The sequence below is a fragment of the Corynebacterium sp. MSK047 genome, assembly GCF_030232285.1.
Classification (GTDB): Bacteria; Actinomycetota; Actinomycetes; order Mycobacteriales; family Mycobacteriaceae; genus Corynebacterium; species Corynebacterium jeikeium_D.
The window spans coordinates 1-20,414 of record NZ_JASPJI010000013.1 but is presented as its reverse complement, the minus strand read 5'-3'; the positions used below and the strand labels follow the sequence as shown (position 1 = coordinate 20,414).

Sequence of the window (20,414 nt, the reverse complement as noted above, 5' to 3'; positions counted from 1 at the left end):
TTGATTATTGCAGTCGAAGGAATCGACGGTGCTGGCAAGAACACGCTTGTCACAGCTGTTACCAATCAACTCCGAAGTCAAGGGCACTCCGTTTCTTCGATGACCTTTCCGGCGTACCGGCAGACAATCTTCGCTGATTTCGCCGATCAAGCCTTGCACGGTCAGCTCGGCGACACCGCGGACTCCGCTTGGGCAATGGCACTCCTGTTCGCTCTGGACCGCAAAGAACGTCGTGAAGCGATTGTTGATGCAGCGCGCGAGAACGATGTTCTGATTATCGATCGCTACGTCGCGTCCAACGCGGCCTACTCCCTGGCGCGCACACAGGATCCGGTGATCGTCGAGTGGATTGAGAAGACTGAATTCGGGGATTTCCAGCTTCCGCTTCCCGACGTTCAGGTCTGTCTGGCCACGTCGGTGGGAGTGGCAGCCGACCGCGCACGCAAGCGGGAAGCCTCTGATGTGCAGCGAACTAGGGATGCCTACGAAAAGGACTCGGGTTTGCAGGAGCGCACACTAGCGGCGTACCAAAAGTTCGCGGAAGGCTCGTGGCAGTCACCATGGCTGATGCTTACGGGGGACGATGGGGCGGACCGCCTTGTGGAATGGATCAGTGCACGCCTGCGCTAGCCACCTCAACGGGAAACTACAGAACTAGATAGCTTTACGTTTAGAATATGACGCATGAGCTCAAAAATCCTGGTTGTTGATGATGATCCGGCCATCGCCGAAATGCTCACGATGGTGATGGAGCGCGAGGGCTTCGACACAGTAGTAGTCGACGATGGCCTCGAAGCTGTCAAGGCAGCAGAGCGGGAGAACCCAGATTTGATTCTGCTGGATCTCATGTTGCCGGGCATGAGTGGTGTCGATGTCTGTCGCACTGTGCGAGAGACATCGGCGGTGCCGATTATCATGTTGACTGCGAAGACCGACACGGTCGATGTGGTCCTCGGCCTGGAAACCGGTGCGGATGACTATGTCACGAAGCCCTTTAAGCCGAAGGAGCTCGTGGCGCGCGTGCGCGCTCGGCTGCGTCGTCAAGAGGACAGCCCGAGCGAGACCCTCGAGGTCGGCGACTTGACCATCGACGTGCCCGGTCACGCCGTGTTCCGTGATGGCAAGGAGATTTCTCTGACCCCGTTGGAGTTTGACCTATTGCACACTCTTGCATCCCGTCCGAAGCAGGTCTTTTCCCGTGATGAGTTGTTGGAAAAGGTCTGGGGATATCAGCACACCTCGGATACTCGACTCGTCAACGTTCACGTTCAGCGTCTGCGCTCGAAGATCGAACTGGATCCGGAAAACCCCCAGATTGTGCTGACCGTCCGCGGTGTCGGGTACAAGACGGGTGACTAAACAAGGCCAGTCAGCTTTAGTGGGAGCCGATTCTTGCGTCGATTAATAACGAAGCTTCGAGACTTCACCAATAGGGGAGTGACCTGGGCGGTTACACTCTGGCGCACGTCTATTCAAGCGCGCATTCTGACCTCTGTGGTGGTACTGAGCGCGATGGTGATTGCGGTACTCGGTTTCGCGTTGGCGACTATTGTTACCCAGCGGCTTATCGACGCAAAGGTTACCGCTGCCGACGAGGAAATTGACCGTGCTCGCGCAGTGGTGGAGCGGGCGATTGAGAACTCTTCGTCCAACGAACTGCAAGCTCTGCTCAACGTGGGGCGCGATGCCCTTGTGAACCGTGCAGCCGGTTCCGGTGCTGCACCATTGACAAGTTATGAACCACTGCTCGTGGCGCCGGTGCCGCGAGGCACGGTGTTGGCTTCATCGCCGATTAAGGCTGATGTCCCAGAACGATTGCATGAAGTAGTCCGACAAGGGCAAATTGCGTATCAGGTACGCCAAGTCACTGATAACCGCGGCGATACGTACTCGGCGTTAATTATCGGTAGTCCCACTTCTACTTCGGTTGATGGGCTCGAGCTCTATCTGGTCACCTCTATGGCCGCAGAGGAATCGACTATTAAGTTGGTTCGTGGTCTGCTCGCCGGTGCGACAGTAATCATCATGGCGCTTCTCGGTGGTATTACTTGGTTCTTCTCCAATCAGGTGACGACACCAGTGCGTTCCGCTGCCCAGATTGCCCAGCGCTTTGCCGACGGTCACTTGCGCGAACGCATGGTCGTGCAGGGTGAAGATGACATGGCGCGACTGGCAATGAGCTTTAACAAGATGGCCGAATCGCTGTCCACGCAGATTAGACAGTTGGAGGAGTACGGCAGTCTGCAGCGACAGTTCACCTCCGATGTTTCGCATGAGTTGAGGACACCTCTGACCACGGTGCGTATGGCCGCCGATCTTATTGCTGACGGCGCTGAGGACCTCGATCCGGCGACTCGCCGCGCAGCTGAGCTGATGAATGAGGAGCTTGAGCGTTTTGAGATGCTTCTCAATGACCTGCTTGAGATCTCACGCCACGATGCCGGCGTTGCTGACCTGTCTGCAGAAAAGGTCGATGTCCGTCGCTGTGTGGATGCTGCCTATCAGCAGGTAACAGTCGTGGCTAAGGAGACCGGTACGCCCATCCGCTTCCACCTGCCCGATGAACCGGTAATGGCGACAGTCGACTCGCGTCGTATCGAGCGCGTGCTACGCAATCTTATGGCCAACGCTGTTGACCACAGTGAGGGCAATCCGGTGGATGTCACAGTGCGGGCGAGCGATTCCGCGGTTTCGTTTACGGTCGTTGACCACGGTGTGGGGCTAAAGCCGGAGCAGCAGGAACTGGTGTTTAACCGTTTCTGGCGTGCTGACCCCTCGCGTGTCCGACGCACCGGCGGTACCGGACTTGGCTTGGCGATCGCGCGTGAGGACGCACAATTGCACGGTGGGGAGCTGGAGGCATTTGGCGTGCCGACGGTCGGTAGCTGTTTCCGTCTGACTGTGCCACTGGAGCCCGATGCGAGCTTCGGTGAGCATCCGCTCGGACTGGAAGTTCCCCCGCTGCCTGATCAGATTCCGCACCAGCAGGAAATTGGTGCACGGGAGTTGGAATCGGAATCGAATGCACCGCAAGCCAAGAGCCAGGATCAGGGTAAGGGGCAGAGGGCTAGCGATAGCGAATCCCAACAGGCACGAGAGGAGGATAGTTAAATGACGGCGCAGCAACAGTCAAAGGCTCGTCGCGTCCTGCGTAAGACAGTGGCGCTTAGCTCGGTGATCATTTTGGGCACGGCCGCAGGATGTACCACCATTCCGCGGAACACCAGCCCCCAGGTGCTGCGTCCGTTTGAGCCGCCCCAGGTTCGTATTGAAGTTCCGCAGCCACGTCCGAATGTCAATGCAGACATTGTCCTGCGCGACTTTTTCGCCGCGGCCGCGCATCCGGTTGATGATTTTCAAGCTATGCGTGCCTTCATGACCCCGGAACTTGCGGCCAGTTGGAAACCGCAAGATAGCGCTCGCATTCTCGACGGTGTCAACCTCATCGCTCAGCGGGATGAAGGAGGATCGCGGCAGTCCTTCGTTGCCCGAGGTCGCAGCGTTGGTCAATTCGGTACTGATGGTGCTTATGAGCCCCAGTCCGGTGACTATGAGGAAACCGTGGAGATGAAGCTCGGTTCGGATGGGCAGTGGCGCATTTCCTCGCTGCCCGACGGTGTTGTCATGGAGCGTCAGGCATTTCTGGAAAACAATGTGCCTCGCAATGTCTATTTCCTCGACCCGGCCGGTAATCATTTGGTCACAGATCGTCGTTGGCTCTATCGTGGCGTCACCGATGGCGCGACCAATCTGTTGACAAAGCTGAAGAACGGACCATCAGCACCACTGCGACCGGGCGTTACTACCGTGCTCAAGCCCAATGCCTCAATTGCGGTGGAAGCAGGACCTGTGTCCAACGCGGACGGTCGCAGGGTCGAAATCACCGGATTGGGTGATGTTTCCGAGGAACTGCGTGTCATGCTCGCGGCGCAGATTATCTGGACTCTCGATTCGGCAGATTTCCGTGGTCCGTGGATCCTCATGGCCGACGGCGAACCACTAGTTGCCAGCCACGACGAGCCGTGGACGAAGGACACCGACACAATCCAGCTCTACGACCCGAATCATCTACCGGCTGATAACGCACCGTTGCGGACGGTCGACCGCAGCGGTATCTACGAGATCGCTGACGGCCACGCCACACCTGTGGGACGCGGCTGGACCGCCAGCGGCAGCACTGCGGTGTTTTCCGCGGCAGTGGGCACCAACCCCAATGGCAGCGAGCTTATTGCCGCCGTGTTCCGCTCGGCCGTGGACGGTCGTGCCGGTTCGTATGACCTCGGGGAGTCCACATTGATGCTCGGCGGAATACAAGATCAGCCGGTTCCTGTGCTGACTGGCGAGAGCCTCACCCGTCCGACATGGTCGCCAGACGCCGAGGCGGTCTGGACAGTGAAGGACGGTACAACCGTCGTACGCCTGGTTCGGCAGTCGACGTCATCCCGGATTCAGCAGGAGGAGGTTGATACCTCTGAGCTCAGCCACCTCCTTGACGGCGGTGAAGGCACGGGGCGCCCGAGCGCCGGTATTTCTGAGTTCCGCGTCGATTCTTCAGGCACTCAGGTAGCGATGATTATCGCTGGTGAGGTCTATATCGCCACCATCGAAAGGCATGACGATAAACCGTGGAAGTTGACGCATCCGCGCGCTCTGCCGCTACCTGAAAACGTCTCCCCAGTGTCGCTGACGTGGTCGCCGAATCAAACGGTCACGGTGGGTGGTTACAGCGGAGACACCCCGATGTGGAGTGCCTTCCCGGACGGTGCGACCAGCTCCGTTCTGCCGAAGCTCAACCTGACACCGCCAATTCCTGTGGTTACCGCGACCTCGTCGAAGCGTTACGCATTGGATGCCACCGGTGTCATGGAGCTGATCTCCAGCGAGGGGCAGCAGCAGTTCTGGCGCCAGGTTCCGGGTGCGCGTGGTCGAATGGCTCCGGTGTCTGTGGAATAAGCGCAAATCGGGGAGGGGATTAATGGCGCAGGGGAGGTCATCGCAGGAATTTCTGCGCGTGCTTTACGACGTTACCCGCGATGCAATCGGCCTCGTGATACCGGAAACCTGTCCTGTGTGTGGCCGCTCCGGAACGCTGTGTCGCGATTGCAAGGACGACCTTCAGCAACCTCCAGTGCGGTTTTCACCGCGGGCTGCGTTACGCGCAGCAGCGTGGGCCTGCGGTCCGTACTCCGGTGCGAGGAGACATCTCATTTTGTCGGCCAAAGAACGTGGCAGTGGTGAAGCTAGACGAATCATGGGGGCCGTGTTCGCCGCTGCGGTGCGAAGGCTGGCTTCTGACGGCCATATAATGCCCCCAGAAATTACCCCCGTCATTTTGATTCCGGCGCCGACAAGATCGTCATCCCGTCGACAACGGGGTGGGGACCCGGTAACAATTGCCTGCGACTTTGCTTGCAGTCAGCTCCCCTCCAGCTCGGTATTGCCCCTGGTGCGCATTGGTGGGCGCACGCGGGATTCCGCGGAGCTGGGGGCTTCTCAACGCAGACGAAATCTTTCTGGCCACATTGTGCCGCTGACGCAATTCAAGCGCGGAATTAGCGACAAGCTGCGACAACGCTGTGCGCAGGCGACAGTAATTCTGGTTGATGATGTGGCCACCACTGGTGCCACTGCAGCGGAAACCGAGTTGGTGGCAGCGTCATTGGGGATTCGCATCGACATGGTGTTGGTGCTCGCCCGGGCGTAGACGCAGGGGGTGTCGTCGGCAAGCGAAAAATAAACGAGGGGAACGTGGCATTGGTTACCCCCGGAACTGTATCCTGGGGGTGCAGAAAGACTCGTCACCGTAGACGCCGTGAGTAATCCCGCTCACGGAAGGGCGGTGGCCATACCGGGAGGTAGGTAGCAAGTGTCCACACCTGCTGACAACAACGAGGTACTCAGCCCAAACGCTCAGGTGACCATCACCGGGCGCAATGTTGAGGTTCCAGAGCACTTCGCAGATCGTGTTAAGGCGAAGCTGGCGAAGATTGAGCGCCTCGACCCGACTTTGACCTTCTTCCACGTGGAGCTCCAGCACGAGCCGAATCCGCGCCGTGCAGACCGCTCTGACCGTATTCAGATCACCGCTACTGGCAAGGGACACCTGGCTCGTGCGGAAGCGAAGGAAGATAGCTTCTACGCTGCGCTGGAGTCTGCTCTGGGCAAGATGGAGCGCTCCCTGCGTAAGGTGAAGGCTCGCCGCAGGATTAGCCGTTCTGGCCACCGTGCACCGATGTCCGTCGGCGAGGCAACTGCTTCGCTGGTTGCAGAGGCTGAGGCAGCGGCTCCGGAAAAGGCTGATCCGTACGAGGATCTGGTTGAGGACGTGACCCCGGGCCAGGTTGTGCGTACCAAGCAGCACTCCGCAACTCCGATGACGGTGGAAGATGCTCTGTCTGAGATGGAGCTCGTCGGTCACGACTTCTACCTCTTCGTTAACGAGGCAACCTCTCGTCCGTCCGTGGTCTACCGTCGTCACGCGTACGACTACGGTCTGATTGAGCTGGCAGACGAAGACGAGAAGTAAGTCTTCACCAAAAAGAGCACGCAATACCGCGCAGAGCTGTGTATTGGTAAGTAATTGCTCACATGAGCCCGTCTTCTCTTAGAAGGGAAGGCGGGTTCGTCGTATAATCAACCGTTGCACATTAAAGTTCGACGTGAATCGGCCGGAAAGGTCCCAATTTAGTGTTTTCGCTCAGCAAGTTGCTCCGCATTGGTGAAGGCCGCGCTGTCAAGAGGCTTGGCAATATTGCAGATCAGGTCATCGCCAAGGAAGACGAGTACGCAGCTCTTTCAGACGATGAACTCCGTGCCAAGACCGAGGAGTTTAAGAAGCAGCTGGCTGACGGTGCCGATGTAGACGATTTGCTGCTGGATGCTTTCGCCACGGCGCGCGAGGCATCCTGGCGCGTGCTGGGACAGAAGCACTACCGCGTCCAGGTTATGGGCGGTGCGGCACTGCACTTCGGCAACGTTGCCGAGATGGGTACTGGTGAAGGTAAGACCCTGACCTGTGTGCTGCCCGCATACCTCAATGCGTTGGCAGGCAAGGGTGTTCATGTCGTTACGGTTAATGACTACCTGGCTAAGCGTGACGCGGAGTGGATGGGTCGAGTCCACCGCTTCCTGGGGCTTGAGACTTCCGTGATTCTCTCTGAGCTCAGCCCGGACCAGCGCCGCAAGGCCTATGCTGCCGACATCACCTACGGTACGAACAACGAGTTCGGCTTTGACTACCTGCGCGATAACATGGCGCATTCGCTCGACGATTTGGTGCAGCGTGGGCACCACTTCGCCATCGTCGATGAGGTTGACTCGATTCTGATTGACGAGGCTCGTACCCCGTTAATTATTTCCGGTCCGGCAGATGGCGATCCGCACTGGTACCTGGCGTTCTCCAAGATTGTGCCGCGTATGAAGCGCGACATTCACTACGAAGTCGATGAGCGTAAGCGCACCATCGGTATTCGTGAAGAGGGTGTTGAATTCGTCGAGGATCAGCTGGGTATTGCCAACCTGTATGCTCCGGAAAACTCTTCGCTGGTCAGCTACCTGAACAATGCCCTGAAGGCCAAGGAGCTGTTCACCCGCGACAAGGATTACATTATCCGCAATGGTGAGATCCTCATTGTCGATGAGTTCACCGGTCGTGTGCTGGCAGGCCGTCGCTATAACGAGGGCATGCACCAGGCAATTGAGGCCAAGGAAGGGGTGGAGATTAAAAACGAGAACCAGACGCTGGCAACCGTTACGCTCCAGAACTACTTCCGCCTCTACGACAAGCTGTCCGGTATGACCGGTACGGCTGAGACCGAAGCGGCTGAGCTACACCAGATTTACAAGCTGAACGTCATGGCGATCCCGCCGAATCGCCCGAAGCAGCGTGAGGATTTGCCCGACCTGATTTACAAGACGCAGGAGGCAAAGTTCGCCGCTGTTGTCGAGGACATCCGCGAATGCCATGAAAAGGGCCAGCCAGTTCTTGTCGGTACGACGTCAGTTGAGAAATCCGAGTACCTTTCCAAGCTCCTGCAGCGCGAAGGTGTTCCTCACTCTGTGCTGAACGCTAAGCACCACGAGAAGGAAGCTGAGATTGTCGCAGTGGCGGGTCGTCTCGGAGGCGTTACCGTGGCAACTAACATGGCCGGTCGTGGTACTGACATTGTGCTGGGCGGTAACCCGGACATCATCGCCGACCTGAATCTGCGCTCTCGTGGTTTGGACCCGGTGGAAACTCCGGAAGAGTACGAAGAGGCGTGGGACGCTGAGATTGAGCGTGTTCGTCAGCAGTCGAAGGAAGAAGCTGACAAGGTACGTGAGGCCGGTGGCCTCTACGTCCTGGGCACTGAGCGCCATGAGTCGCGCCGCATTGACAACCAGTTGCGTGGTCGTACCGGTCGTCAGGGTGACCCGGGTGTTACCCGCTTCTACCTGTCCATGCGCGATGATCTCATGGTTCGCTTCAACGGTCAGCGCATGGAAGCGCTGATGAACACTCTGAATGTTCCGGATGACGTTCCTATCGACTCCAAGGTTGTCTCCAACTCCATTAAGAGCGTCCAGGCTCAGGTGGAAAGCCAGAACTTCGAAATCCGTAAGAATGTTCTGAAGTATGACGAGGTTATGAACCAGCAGCGTAAGGTCATCTACGCTGAGCGCCGTCGCATCCTCGAAGGTGAGGATTTGAAGACTCAGGTCCGTGACATGCAGGATGACGTAGTCGATGCGTATGTCAACGGTGCCACCGCTGACGGTTACGTGGAGGATTGGGACCTCGACGAGCTGTGGAATGCCCTTGAGCAGCTCTATAGCCCGACGTTTACCGCGCAAGAGCTCATTGATGGCTCTGACTTCGGTACTCCGGGTGACCTCTCGGCCGATGAGCTGTCCAAGGCTCTGCACGCGGACATCTCGGCCAGCTACGACCAGCTTGAGGATGCGGTCTCCGCAATTGGCGGCGACGACCAGATGCGCAACATCGAGCGCTTCACCATCCTGAACGTCATGGACCAGAAGTGGCGCGAGCACCTCTACGAGATGGACTACCTCAAGGAGGGCATTGGCTTGCGCGCCATGGCCCAGGCTGACCCGCTGGTGGAGTACCAGCGTGAGGGCTACGACATGTTCACCGCGATGATGGACGGCATCAAGGAAGAATCGGTTCGTCAGTTGTTCCTGATCCGTAAGCAGGTTATGCCTGCAGTGGAAAACGCCGAGGGGCAGGAGAACCAGGCTCCAGCTCTGCCAACGGAAGCTGCTGAGCAAAATCAGCAGATGACTTACTCCGGCCCCAGCGAGGACGGCAGTGCAGAGCAGCAGCGCGTGGATCAAGAGTCTGAGGGCAACCGAGCGCAGCGTCGGAAGGCGGCTCGCAAGCGCCGTCGCTAAGCACTAAAGCACACGAAACGCGGTCATGGTCCATGGCCGCGTTTTTGCTGTTCCGCGGCGGAAAGTGCCCGTGAACGCGCGAACGCGCGGACCGACACGGCAACTACCCAGGAACTCGACCTTCTTGCCGTCCGCGGAAGCGCTGGCATGGAAGGATTGCAACGCGACACCCTTGAGGCTGGTGTTCTTCGACAGCGTGAGTATCGCAGCGTGAATAATCGGGTCGATATTGATGCGACGCAAATCGTTGACTCGCCTGCGACCCGCGATGATGTCGAAGACGCGGCGAGTAATCGTGCCAAGCTCCTGTCTCAGATTCTGCTCACAGTGCTGGACGACGTGCGGTGTTTGCGGCGTCTTTTTCGCAGCAGGAGTGGCCACGGCGGGCGGTAATGCCGTCATGACAGCGGTCCCGGTGGCAGCGGAGCATCCGCTATAGGTCGGTGCCACTTTTGCGGTTTGAGAGGCGGCGGCATTAGCTGACTGGCCAAGTTGAATTGTGTGGAGAAGCGAAAAGCCCGTTGCCGGTTCAATGGATTCCCTGCCACTGGAGCGGTGCTCAGCGGCGTGCGACAGCGCGTAAGGCATCGGTGTCTGAGATTTTGGTACGTGAGACGTTGGTGCCATGGATTAATCCCCCTAAAAACGCTCCATTGGCAAGTTCCCCCTTGCTGAAGACCATTGTCCTACAAGTGCTTTAAGTGTGCAGCTTGTGAAGGGGAATTCACGGCCGGCGTGGGGGGATTGGGGAGAGGATGCAGCTGCGAAATGGGCTGAGTGTTTCGCTGTTAATGGTCCTATCGGTTTCCGTCAAGGCCGTTCTGGTCGTCTACAAATGGGCGTAACGAACAGCCAATTAACACGCTGAACTGGAAAAAAGGCAAACGTGCAGGTCATGCGATAAACTACAGGCCATGCGCGGAATGATTATCGATTACTGTGGTGTCCTTGACGGCACGGATGAAGACCAGGCACGTTGGCGTAATTTGCTGGTAGAGGCGCGTGCAAATGGTGTTGGCCTGGCAGTCCTGTCGAATGACCCAGGTGGCCCATCGGCGGATCCGATTCGCAAGCTCGAAGATGAGGGCCTGGTAGACGCAGTTGTGCTCTCTGGTGAAATTGGCCATGAGAAGCCTTCGGCAGAGGCTTTTAATGCAGCCGCTGCGGCTATTGAACTGCCGGCACGGGACTGCGTGCTGGTAGATGATTCGATTGAGAACATCCATGCGGCCGTCTCTAACGGCATGGTGGGAGTCTTCTATCAGCAGTTCGACCGCGCAGTGGTCGAGATTGCCGGTCTACTGGGGCTCGAGGGCGAGTTCTAATGCGCGTCTATATCCCAGCGACTTTCTCCATGCTTGAGGCGCTGAAGGAGGATGAGCTCTTCCACGCCCGCGGTGGTTGGGGCTTTGCTGTCACTGAAGCGCTGCGCGATTTCTTTACTGAGGGCGATGATGAGGAACTGGCAGACGTAGCCTTTGATGAGGCTGCGCGTGCGTCGCTCCGTCTGCTCGATGCCGCAGAAGAGAAGTTCCCGCACCGTCGAGTGGTCATTTCCGTTGATGTGGAGGCGGAGCCGCAGTCGGATATGGGAGATGCTGTGGTTAAGGTCGGCGGCCCAATTTCGCTTGCCGACGTTGCAGCGCTCCACATTGATGTGAAAGAGGCGGAAAACAAGGTTGAGGCTGCGATTGATGCCGTCGATAAGGCGGATCTCGGTGACGAGGATGCGGAGCTCACTGTCGGCGACGCGCTGGAGATCCCGCTGGCGTGGTACGACGTAGCTGAGCTCGGCATGGTGGTCGACTTCCTGTAGTAGCGCGTGCTCGGCGTTAAAGAAGGGGACTGGGTTTAGGAACCCAGCCCCTTTTTTGTATGGCACAAGTGTTTTCAGCGGGGGTATAAAAGGCGTGATTGTTTTGTGTGGATAAGCTCCATGTCAAAGGGGGTGTTTCGCACGGGAGTGGGGGTAATGACAATTTCGCTATTTGTGTCAAAACCATTTGTTTCTCTTGACCAATAACTTACCGCTCCGTAGTCTACGTCTAAGTAACCTACGGACACGTAATAATGAATCGGGTGGGGCATGCCTGCTGATGAACAGTGTTATTGCGTGTTCGCCCGTGATAGTCAGGAGGGCCAAAAATGGGGCTTAAGACCAAAGTTTCCCGGGTATTCAAGCATTTATCCACGCCACTTTTGCCCGATGACTACACGCATTTGCTAAATCCGCTGTGGTCAAGTCGCGAGCTGCGCGGTCAGATTGAGGCCATTAATCCCACATCTCCTACTTCAGCAGAGTTGATAATCCGTCCGGGTTGGGGGATGCCAACAGACTTCAAGCCAGGCCAGTTCATCGGAGTCGGCGTAGAGGTCAAAGGGAAATATCTGTGGCGCTCCTACTCGCTGACAAATGCGCCGCGGCCTCATGACGGGCTGCTGACTATCAACATTCGTGCGCTCAACGACGGCTACGTGTCCCAACACCTCGTCGCCAATGTAAAGCCGGGTACTGTCGTCCGCCTGGCTGCCCCGGCTGGGGATTTCCATCTTCCGGAGCCGCTCCCAGCCCGCATTGCGTTTGTTACCGCAGGCTCCGGCGTCACTCCGGTGATTTCGATGCTGCGTGATCTTTCAGCTCGCAATGCCTCAGTGGAAGTCGAGCACATTCACTCCTACCGCGGCGAGGCAGAAGCTGTGTTTGTCAATGAGCTTCGCGAGCTGGAACAGTGCAGCGCTACTAGCGCGTTGAAGTATCGCCTGCATGCCCGGAATACGGAGACGCAGCCGCGGATTGACGTTGCGGCGGTTACCAGCATCATTGCTGACTTTGGAGCGCTGGCATCGTCGGCAAGCGCCTATGCCTGTGGTCCGGTTGAACTGCTGAAAAACCTTGAGCCGGAGTTTCCCGGGCTGCGGACGGAACGTTTCACCGTTGACCGCTCGGCGGCGGGGGAGGTCGGCGGCACGGTGAGTTTCGGCAGCCGAGGCGATATCGACGTAGACGGTGCAACGACCATCCTGGAGGCGGCCGAGAGCGTCGGGGTTGACCTGCCGTACGGCTGTCGGATGGGAATTTGTGCGACGTGCGTGCAGCAACTCTCCGACGGCGCAGCGCGGGACATCCGCACCGGGGCGACGTTTGTGGCGGGGGAGCGAGTCCGAACGTGCGTCTGTGCGCCGGCGGGGCACGCGCGTATCGAATTGTAAGTTCGCCCCACATCTATCTCAACCTGCATTAACCAGGAGAAACTACCTAAAGGAGTTGGGACCCTTCCCATGGCAATTTCCGATATCGCATCGTATGCGCACTTGAGCGAAGAAGACGTCGCAGAGATTGGGCGTCGGTTTGCGGAAATCGAAAAGCAGCACCGCGATTCGCTGGGGCAGAAGGATGCTCGCTACATCCGCACGCTCATCCGCATTCAACGCACCCTTGAGGTGACTGGTCGAGGCCTGCTGATGGTGCCGACCGCCGGCATGGCCCTGAACAAATTGGGGATGCTGCCGAAGTCGTGGAAGAACACCGCGCACTGGGGTTTCAAATGGGCGGGCGTCTCAGCGCTGGGGTTGGCAAAGATTTTGGAAAACCTCGAAATCGGCCACAACACCATGCACGGTCAGTGGGACTGGATGAATGACCCCGAGATTCACTCGGCCACCTGGGAGTGGGACAATTCCTGCCCATCCAGCGGGTGGAAGCACTCCCACAACTTTGTCCACCACAAGTACACCAACGTGCTCGGTATGGACAACGATGTGGGATATGGCATTCTCCGGGTGACTCGTGACCGCCGTTGGAAGCCATCGACGCTGCTGCAGCCGGTGACAAACGTGGTGTTGGCCAGCCTTTTCCAATGGGCAGTGGCCTTCTATGACGTCGAGCTCGGGCGCGTGTTCGCAGGCAAGAAATCCTGGGATGAGGCCCGACCGCAGCTCATGGAGGTGCTCAACAAGTCGGGGCGCCAGGTGCTCAAGGACTACGTTCTCTTCCCGGCGATGGCGGGTCCGCGTTACCGTGAGGTGGCCTTTGCGAACATGATGGCTAATCTCGCCCGTAATCTTTGGGCCTACGCGGTCATCTTCTGCGGACACTTTCCGGATGATGCCGAGACTTTCACCAAGGAGCAGTACAACACCGAGGACAAGAGTGAGTGGTATTTGCGCCAAATGCTGGGCTCGGCAAACTTCCACGGTGGGCTGGCGCTGTCGGTGCTCTCGGGAAATCTGAATTACCAGATTGAGCACCACCTGTTCCCGGACATGCCGTCCAACAGGCTCGCGCAGATTTCGAAGCAGGTTCAGCAGATCTGCCGGGAATACGACCTGCCATACAACACGGGGTCGTTCCCGAAGCAGTTCTTCCAGGTCCAGCGCACGCTGCTGAAGTTGTCGCTGCCGGATCGTTTCTTAGTCGCTGACCCGGACAACGCCCCAGAGGTACGTTCGGAGGCGGCGTTCAAGAAGTATCCGCAGGTTGAAGCGGAGCTCCAGTCCAGTTCCCCGCAACGCAAGGGCTTAGCGACGGGCCTGCGAATGCTCCGCCGTCTTCGCCCAGGTGTCCGGGAAATTGTCCGGGCCTACACCGGTCGCTCGACGCACACTGCTGCGCGCGCTTAGCCCTCGGCCCGCTTGCGAACCGCAGCCGCGACTGCTGGTTCGCGGTTCCATGGCATTGATTGCTTGTGGGGGAGCCGTAGCCAGGCGCGAATCATGGTCACGGTCAGCGTCGCAGTTGCACCAGCGAGGAAGAGTGCTAAGTAAGCCGAGGAATTCTGGCCGGTGAACTCCACGGTCACGATCAGTGCGAAAAGTGGTGCTGCCATGGACGCCGACAGGAAGGCCGCCGCGCCGAGAATCGCAAAGTCGCTCAGCGGAACTGAGGGCATCAATGGCTGTATGAAGCAGCCGACGATGAAACCGCTGAGCGCGCCAAGGGCAAAGCCGGGAGTCAAGAGACCACCGACGGCACCAGAACGGAAAGTAACGAGAACCGCGAAAGCTTTCGCAATCAGCAGGATGACTGCAAAACCCAGCAGCGGGCGGTCCATGAGAACTGTGGTCGCAGCGATACGGCCATTGCCCAACACTTCTGGAACCCACAGTGAAATCACACCAACCAGTGTGAATGCGAGGGGGATGGCCCAGGCAGAATGCCAGCCAGTCGGTGCTTTGTCCGACATCCGCGAGCTGAGAATGCGAAATGCGTAGCCAATGGCACCGCAGATAACACCGATGAGCAGTGCTGCCCCGAGGTTGCCCCAGCCGTCCGAGAGATTAATTGGGCTGTAGAGCGGGCTACTGCCGACCACAATGCCCGACGTCACCGTGGCAATGGCTGAACACGCCAGCACCACCATCACCGCGGTAATACTCAGCGAGCCCAGCAGAATCTCCAACGAGAAAACCGCTCCAGCCAACGGGATGTGATAAATCGCCCCCAGGCCGGCACCGGCCGCTGCTGCGACCAGAATACGGCGGTGTAGCGGATCGATGCGCAGTCGATGCGACATCTGTGAAGCCACCATCGCACCGAGCTCACGCGGAGCATTCTCGCGTCCCATGGATGCACCTGCAGCGACGGTCGCCATCTGCAAAAACACATTGACAAGAGTTGACCACACCGGCATGAGTCGACCGTTCATGCCTGCCTCAACGCTCTCAATGGGCGTGGCCTTTGTGCGCAGCGCTGCCCACACCGGTCCTGCAATCAGTCCCGCCAACACAATTCCGACAAAGCGCTGGAGGCCAGTGGTGCCATCGGTCACGACGGCTACGTCGCCCTCATGTTGTCCGTAAACTGCGTACTCGATGCCGTGCATTATTAGTGCGAGGCCGGCTGCGCCGAGTCCTGTCGCAAGACCCACGATAAGCGTGTAGATACACAGCCGAATCCAACTGCCGGGAGCGGGGTAGAGACCGGAGCCCGCGTTGTCCGCCTCAGCTCCAGCCGAGGCTTCAGAGGGCGTCTCCACAGAACCGGTGTGGCTAGTCTCTTTCAATGTCCAGCTCCCAATCCTCGTTGTCGCTGATGGCGCTCAACAGGCGACGCACGGCCATCGCTCGACGGTGCTGAACTCCCTCCAGCTTGTCGAGGGCGCACTCTGGATCCGCGGGCGGCCCCAAATGGGTGCAACCACGTGGGCATTCATCTGTCGCTGCCTGGATATCTGGAAACGCCGCCAGCAGCGTCTCCGGTGTCACATGAGCCAGACCAAAGGAACGAATGCCCGGGGTATCAATAATCCACGACGTCGCGCTGTCTTCGCTTTCCGACGGCAGCATCAGCGCCACCGACTGCGTGGAGGTATGGCGGCCCTTACCCACACCACTGACTTCGCCGGTCTCACGGTTGGCTTCAGGAACAATCCGGTTGACAAGGGTCGATTTCCCCACACCGGAATGCCCAACCAAAGCTGTCACTCGTCCGGGGACATCGATGAGCTCTGACAAGGGAGCCAAGTCATCGTTGATACCGCAGACAACGACATCCACTCCGAGTGCCGAGAACTCCCCGGCAAATTCCTCTGGGTCGGCCAGATCGGATTTAGTCAGACAGAGCACGGGGCGGACACCGCCGGCGTAGGCCGCGACCAGCGCGCGTTCGACAAAACCGGTGCGAGGTTCAGGATCGGCGACTGCGCACACAATGAGCAGCAGGCTGGCATTGGCCACGACGATGCGCTCATACGGGTCATTGTCATCGGCGGTGCGACGCAAAACCGTGCTGCGCTCTGCCAGCTTGACGATGCGGGCCAGTGTGCCCGCACGGCCGCTGACATCGCCTACGACACCGACACGGTCACCGACAACGATATTGGTGCGGCCGAGCTCGCGGGCACGCATGCATGTCACTGCAACATCAGGGTTGTTATCGAGGACTACACCCCAACGACCACGATCCTTGGTCACCACCATGCCCCAGTGGGCATCGGCGTGGCGGGGGCGATCCTTCGTCCGTGGCCGCGACCCTTTACCGGGGCGGATGCGTACATCGGACTCGTCCCATTGCCGTCCACGCCTGCGTGCCGCCACTGTTATTTCCCTGCCTCGGTTCCGTTGTCCACGCCATCAAGTCGAGCTTCGACTGACTTTTCCAACGAACTAGGGCTGGGGGAGGCCAGCCCGAGCATCTCCAGCCAGCGCAGATCGAATCCAGGCATGGTCTTAGCAGTGGTACCGATATTTTCGACTTCCACGCCCTCCGTGCGCAGGCCAACAATGGCACCAGCGGTGGCCATTCGATGGTCGGCGTAGCTGTGCCAGAGCCCACCGTGGAGCGGAACGGGGTCGATCGCAATGCCGTCGTCAAGCTCGGTCGCGCGACCGCCGAGACGGTTGATTTCCGTGGTGAGCGCGGCGAGACGGTTGGTCTCGTGACCGCGCAGGTGTGCGATACCCGTCAGCTCGGTGCGGGTAGTGGCCAAGGTGGCGATGGCGGCGACAGTGGGGGTCAGCTCGCCAATTTCGGACATGTCCATCGTGAGTCCGCGCAGCTCCGACGGCTTTGGGCCCACGACGGTGAGGCTGGTGCGGCCACCTTCGTGACGGTTGAATGTCACAGTAGCGCCCATAGCGGTGAGGATCTCGCGGATGCGGTCGCCCGGCTGCGTGGTGTGCTCTGGCCAGTCGGGCACGGTGACGCTGCCACCAGTGACAGCCGCAGCGGCCAGGAAGGCGGCGGCGTTGGACAGATCAGGCTCGACCTGCCAAGTACGACCCATCATTTCGGTCGGGTGAATGGTGAACGTTGTGCGTGGTCCCTCAGGTGTGTCGGCCGTGGTCTCCTCGACCTGCACACCGGCCTCGCGAAGCATGTCCAGGGTCATGTCAATGTGCGGGCGGGAAGGAATCTCACCGGTCGGGCGAAGTACCAGGCCACGGCCGTAGCGCGGTGCTGACAGCAACAGGCCAGAGACGAACTGGCTCGAAGCCGAAGCGTCAATTTCCACTTCGCCGCCGATGTCCGGCAGATCCTGCTCCTGGACCGAGTCACCGAGGCGGTTGCCCTGATTCGGACCCTGCGGATTGACCGTGAAGGGAAGCCCATTGCCCGCGATGTTCACACCGAGGCTGCGCAGGGCATCCAGCACGGCCGACATCGGGCGAGCCTTGGCCTCCACGTCGCCTTCGAAGAACACCGACCCCTGCGCAAGAGCTGCGATAGGTGGCACGAAGCGCATAACCGTACCTGCGAGACCACATTCCACGACACCACCGCGAAGCATGCGTGGAGTGACGCGGAGCGTGTGGTTCGGGGCACCCGAATAGGTCGAGTCGGCACTGATGTCAGTTCCCAGGGCCTGCAGTGCGCGAATCATAAGATCGGTATCGCGAGAGCGCAGAGCACCATGGATAACCGATGGTGTCGAAGATATCGCCGCGATGACAAGGGCACGGTTCGTAATCGACTTCGAGCCGGCAATCTGCACCGTGGCGCTAAAAGGCTGTCGACCGGCCTCGGCACCGTCGACACTTACAGTAGGGGCGGACCAATTCTGATTTTGGGAACACACACAACCAATTATGGAACACTTTCACTCCATACCTCGACTAGAGGGGGAGTCAACGGCACAATCAGTTGGTATGTGTGGTCGTTTCGTCAATTTCACAGTCGCCGAAGAACTGCTCAGCACCTCGGCTGAGATTCCCGGTTTGGTGCCCGTGCGTGCCGACGGCCCGTTGCCCACCTCCCGCTACAACATCGGCCCGACCATGCCAATAGTTGCTCTTGCCCGCGAGCACCCCGGCCGCACAGGAACCATTGCTGCCACCGTGCGCTGGGGTTTAATTCCGCAGTGGGCCCGCGAGGTGCCGACGACACCTTTCTTCAATGCCCGTGCGGAAACCTGGCAGTCCAAACCGACTTTCCGGGACGGCCTGCCCTGCGCAATCCCCATGAACGGTTGGTATGAGTGGAAGAATCGCCAGCCCTACTTCGTCAGCTTCGGCGATGACGCACCGCTTTTCACCGTCGCGGGGCTGTGGGCGCGCTGGGGCGATATCGTCTCCGCCACAATTCTCACCACCGACGCCGTGGGACAGCTCGCGGATCTTCATCATCGTATGCCGCGCGTGCTTGCCGACGACGAAGTCAGTGACTGGTTGGATCTCTCGGCCTGGGCAGCAGACGGAGATGTTGGCATGACCAGCGCAGAAGTGGTGGACAAGCTGACCATCCGACCGGTCAACCGCGCCGTCGGCAATGTTGCGAATGAAGGGCCGCACCTGCTGAATGGGCCCGATGGAGCAGCACCCGGCCACAACAAGGAGCTGTTTTAAGGCCGTATCAGCGGGGAGGCTGCAGGAGTAGCCGCAGGGTTAGCGGGCGATGTCGGCGACCGTGGCGTCGCAAAGCGAAACCAGATCAGCGGGTGACAGTTCGATGTCCCACCCGCGGCGACCACCGGAGACGAACACCGTGTCGGCGAGAGTAGCTGTCTCATCAATGACAGTCGGGAGCTTGCGGCGACCGCCAAGCGGGGAGATGCCGCCGGGAACGTAGCCGGTGGCAAGTGACGCGTCATGGGGGTCGGCCATCATGGCCTTGGAAGCCCCGACAGCCGCGGCGGCGGCCTTGAGGTTGAGCATTCCGGTGGCGGGGACGACGGCGATGGCCAGCCCAGTGCGTTTGCCGGATAGCTCGATAATGAGAGTTTTGAAGATGCGTTCGGGCTCGACTCCGAGATGCTCTAGTAGCCAAGAGGCGGCCTCTTCGCCGAAGTTGTCGCTGCCGTGGGGGAATTGGTGAACGTGGAAGTCGATTCCGGCGTTCTGACAGACGGCGATTGCCGGGGTGGCGGCAGCGGATTTCTTGGCGGACTTCTTCGACATAATTTCCCATCGTTGCACACCAGTGCCGCCACGCTACGAAATGCCTGGTGACGGGGGTCTGGCCGACTCGTGGGTGCGGATGTTTTAGGATAGGTAGCATGTCAGGTGATCAGACAGGAACATCGGCCATCCGGACTGATGAGTCGGATGAGGAGCTTGCGCAGCGCTTTGAGCGTGACGCCATGCCGCTTTTGGATCAGCTCTATGGAGCGGCGCTGCGGATGACACGCAACCCCGCCGATGCCGAAGACCTGGTGCAGGAGACCTATATCAAGGCCTTTCAGGGCTTCCGCTCCTACAAGCCGGGCACGAACCTGAAAGCGTGGCTCTACCGCATTCTGACGAATGCGTACATCAACAACTACCGCAAGGCGCAGCGACGTCCTGCCGAGTACGCCACCGATGACATCACGGATTCACAGATCGCGGAAACCGCGTCGCACACTTCGATAGGGCTGCGCTCTGCTGAGGTTGAAGCGCTGGAAAAGCTTCCTGACGAGGAAATTCGTGACGCTTTGATGAGCCTCAAAGAGGACTACCGGATGGTGGTCTACTACGCCGATGTCGAGGGATTGCCCTACAAGGAAATCGCCGAAATCATGGGCACGCCCATCGGAACTGTGATGAGTCGGCTCCACCGTGGAAGAAAACAGCTCCGAGACGCGTTGCACAACGTAGCCGTGGAACGTGGATTCTTGAAAGAAGAGAAGGGAGATTCTCCGCGATGAGCCGAGAGTCGAGCCAAGATATGGAGCAGACACCAGAGCGCGGACACGCCTGTGAAGATGCTTTCTGTCAGGATGTCCACTCGCGCCTACACGCATTTTTGGATGGAGAGTGTGATTCGGAGGAGCGCCGCTTTCTCGAGGAGCACATTCACAAATGCCCTCAGTGTTTGGAAGAGTTCGGTTCCGAGCAAGCTATACGACGGCTGCTGCGCCGGTGCTGCCAGCAACCTGCCCCTGAGGACCTCCGTCAGCGCATTACCACTCGGATTCGCGTGTCCTATACGCGGGTGGAGTACCGCAGGTAGCTGCTGGCGGCTAGGTTTTGGTGCGTCATCTTTTGGCGCGTATTCCTTTGATGCTTAATGCGATGTTGCGTAATACGGTAATGCGGGTTAAGTAAAGAAAAGTGTGTCCGCATGCCACCATAACCCCAGACCACACACCACAAATCACCAAAGAATA

At 58.9% G+C, this 20,414-nt stretch carries 19 protein-coding genes; 14 read left to right on the top strand and 5 right to left on the bottom strand.

Annotation, left to right across the window (positions count from 1 at the left end; genetic code table 11):
- From QP981_RS06575 to secA, 7 genes are all read left to right on the top strand, one after another.
- The gene (locus QP981_RS06575) at window positions 1–630 is read left to right on the top strand and encodes a dTMP kinase (protein WP_262713081.1); all 630 of its coding nucleotides are present in this window, start codon (window positions 1–3) and stop codon (window positions 628–630) included.
- A 54-nt stretch (window positions 631–684) separates the two neighbouring features.
- A complete protein-coding gene (gene mtrA / locus QP981_RS06570; RefSeq protein ID WP_187404316.1) occupies window positions 685–1,359 on the top strand; it encodes an MtrAB system response regulator MtrA in 675 nt (224 codons plus the stop codon).
- A gap of 78 nt (window positions 1,360–1,437) precedes the next feature.
- Entirely contained in the window at window positions 1,438–3,111 is a 1,674-nt protein-coding gene (mtrB, locus tag QP981_RS06565) for an MtrAB system histidine kinase MtrB (RefSeq protein ID WP_049191142.1), read from the top strand.
- Window positions 3,112–4,953, top strand: a complete 1,842-nt coding sequence (locus QP981_RS06560) for an LpqB family beta-propeller domain-containing protein (RefSeq protein WP_088611952.1) — start codon at window positions 3,112–3,114, stop codon at window positions 4,951–4,953.
- A 493-nt stretch (window positions 4,954–5,446) separates the two neighbouring features.
- Entirely contained in the window at window positions 5,447–5,704 is a 258-nt protein-coding gene (locus tag QP981_RS06555; protein ID WP_141737802.1) for a hypothetical protein, read from the top strand.
- Window positions 5,705–5,866: 162 nt separating this feature from the next.
- Window positions 5,867–6,526: a ribosome hibernation-promoting factor, HPF/YfiA family gene (gene hpf / locus QP981_RS06550; protein WP_088611953.1), complete on the top strand. Its 660-nt coding sequence runs from the start codon at window positions 5,867–5,869 to the stop codon at window positions 6,524–6,526.
- Between the two features lie 161 nt (window positions 6,527–6,687).
- Complete coding sequence (gene secA, locus QP981_RS06545) at window positions 6,688–9,390, top strand: preprotein translocase subunit SecA (protein WP_088611954.1); 2,703 nt, start codon at window positions 6,688–6,690, stop codon at window positions 9,388–9,390.
- 3 nt (window positions 9,391–9,393) lie between these two features.
- Here the strand turns inward: secA and QP981_RS06540 are convergent, their stop codons facing one another.
- Window positions 9,394–10,017 (bottom strand): hypothetical protein, encoded by a 624-nt coding sequence (locus QP981_RS06540; RefSeq protein WP_069359456.1) that lies wholly within the window; start codon window positions 10,015–10,017, stop codon window positions 9,394–9,396.
- Window positions 10,018–10,304: 287 nt separating this feature from the next.
- Here QP981_RS06540 and QP981_RS06535 point away from each other — a divergent pair, with 287 nt between their 5' ends.
- From QP981_RS06535 to QP981_RS06520, 4 genes are all read left to right on the top strand, one after another.
- Complete coding sequence (locus QP981_RS06535; RefSeq protein ID WP_038627918.1) at window positions 10,305–10,715, top strand: HAD-IA family hydrolase; 411 nt, start codon at window positions 10,305–10,307, stop codon at window positions 10,713–10,715.
- A complete protein-coding gene (locus QP981_RS06530; protein WP_284857690.1) occupies window positions 10,715–11,206 on the top strand; it encodes a DUF6912 family protein in 492 nt (163 codons plus the stop codon). The genes QP981_RS06535 and QP981_RS06530 overlap by 1 nt, the downstream gene beginning before the upstream one ends.
- 329 nt (window positions 11,207–11,535) lie before the next feature.
- Window positions 11,536–12,600, top strand: coding sequence for a flavin reductase family protein (locus QP981_RS06525; protein ID WP_284857691.1), 1,065 nt, complete (start codon window positions 11,536–11,538; stop codon window positions 12,598–12,600).
- Between the two features lie 69 nt (window positions 12,601–12,669).
- Window positions 12,670–14,010 carry a fatty acid desaturase family protein gene (locus QP981_RS06520; protein ID WP_016422215.1) on the top strand — a complete coding sequence of 447 codons (1,341 nt, stop codon included), beginning with the start codon at window positions 12,670–12,672 and terminating at the stop codon, window positions 14,008–14,010.
- On the opposite strand, the gene QP981_RS06515 is transcribed toward QP981_RS06520, so the two are convergent.
- From QP981_RS06515 to aroA, 3 genes are read right to left on the bottom strand one after another with little or no spacing between them, the layout of a single operon-like run.
- Window positions 14,007–15,392: a chloride channel protein gene (locus QP981_RS06515; protein WP_284857692.1), complete on the bottom strand. Its 1,386-nt coding sequence runs from the start codon at window positions 15,390–15,392 to the stop codon at window positions 14,007–14,009. The two genes, QP981_RS06520 and QP981_RS06515, sit on opposite strands and share 4 nt — an antisense overlap.
- Window positions 15,379–16,425, bottom strand: coding sequence for a ribosome small subunit-dependent GTPase A (rsgA, locus tag QP981_RS06510; protein ID WP_016422217.1), 1,047 nt, complete (start codon window positions 16,423–16,425; stop codon window positions 15,379–15,381). Before rsgA ends, QP981_RS06515 begins: the two co-directional genes overlap by 14 nt.
- 2 nt (window positions 16,426–16,427) lie before the next feature.
- On the bottom strand, window positions 16,428–17,906 hold the full coding sequence (gene aroA, locus QP981_RS06505; RefSeq protein ID WP_101687798.1) for a 3-phosphoshikimate 1-carboxyvinyltransferase: 1,479 nt from the start codon (window positions 17,904–17,906) through the stop codon (window positions 16,428–16,430).
- Window positions 17,907–17,976: 70 nt separating this feature from the next.
- Between aroA and QP981_RS06500 the strand changes: the two genes are divergently transcribed.
- On the top strand, window positions 17,977–18,672 hold the full coding sequence (locus QP981_RS06500) for an SOS response-associated peptidase (protein ID WP_284857693.1): 696 nt from the start codon (window positions 17,977–17,979) through the stop codon (window positions 18,670–18,672).
- Between the two features lie 39 nt (window positions 18,673–18,711).
- Here the strand turns inward: QP981_RS06500 and ybaK are convergent, their stop codons facing one another.
- A complete protein-coding gene (ybaK, locus tag QP981_RS06495; RefSeq protein WP_070439541.1) occupies window positions 18,712–19,224 on the bottom strand; it encodes a Cys-tRNA(Pro) deacylase in 513 nt (170 codons plus the stop codon).
- Between the two features lie 98 nt (window positions 19,225–19,322).
- Here ybaK and QP981_RS06490 point away from each other — a divergent pair, with 98 nt between their 5' ends.
- Both QP981_RS06490 and rsrA read left to right on the top strand, forming a co-directional pair.
- Window positions 19,323–19,952 (top strand): sigma-70 family RNA polymerase sigma factor, encoded by a 630-nt coding sequence (locus QP981_RS06490; protein WP_016422221.1) that lies wholly within the window; start codon window positions 19,323–19,325, stop codon window positions 19,950–19,952.
- Window positions 19,949–20,257, top strand: coding sequence for a mycothiol system anti-sigma-R factor (gene rsrA, locus QP981_RS11245; protein ID WP_016422222.1), 309 nt, complete (start codon window positions 19,949–19,951; stop codon window positions 20,255–20,257). The genes QP981_RS06490 and rsrA overlap by 4 nt, the downstream gene beginning before the upstream one ends.
- The last annotated feature ends 157 nt before the right edge of the window (window positions 20,258–20,414 follow it).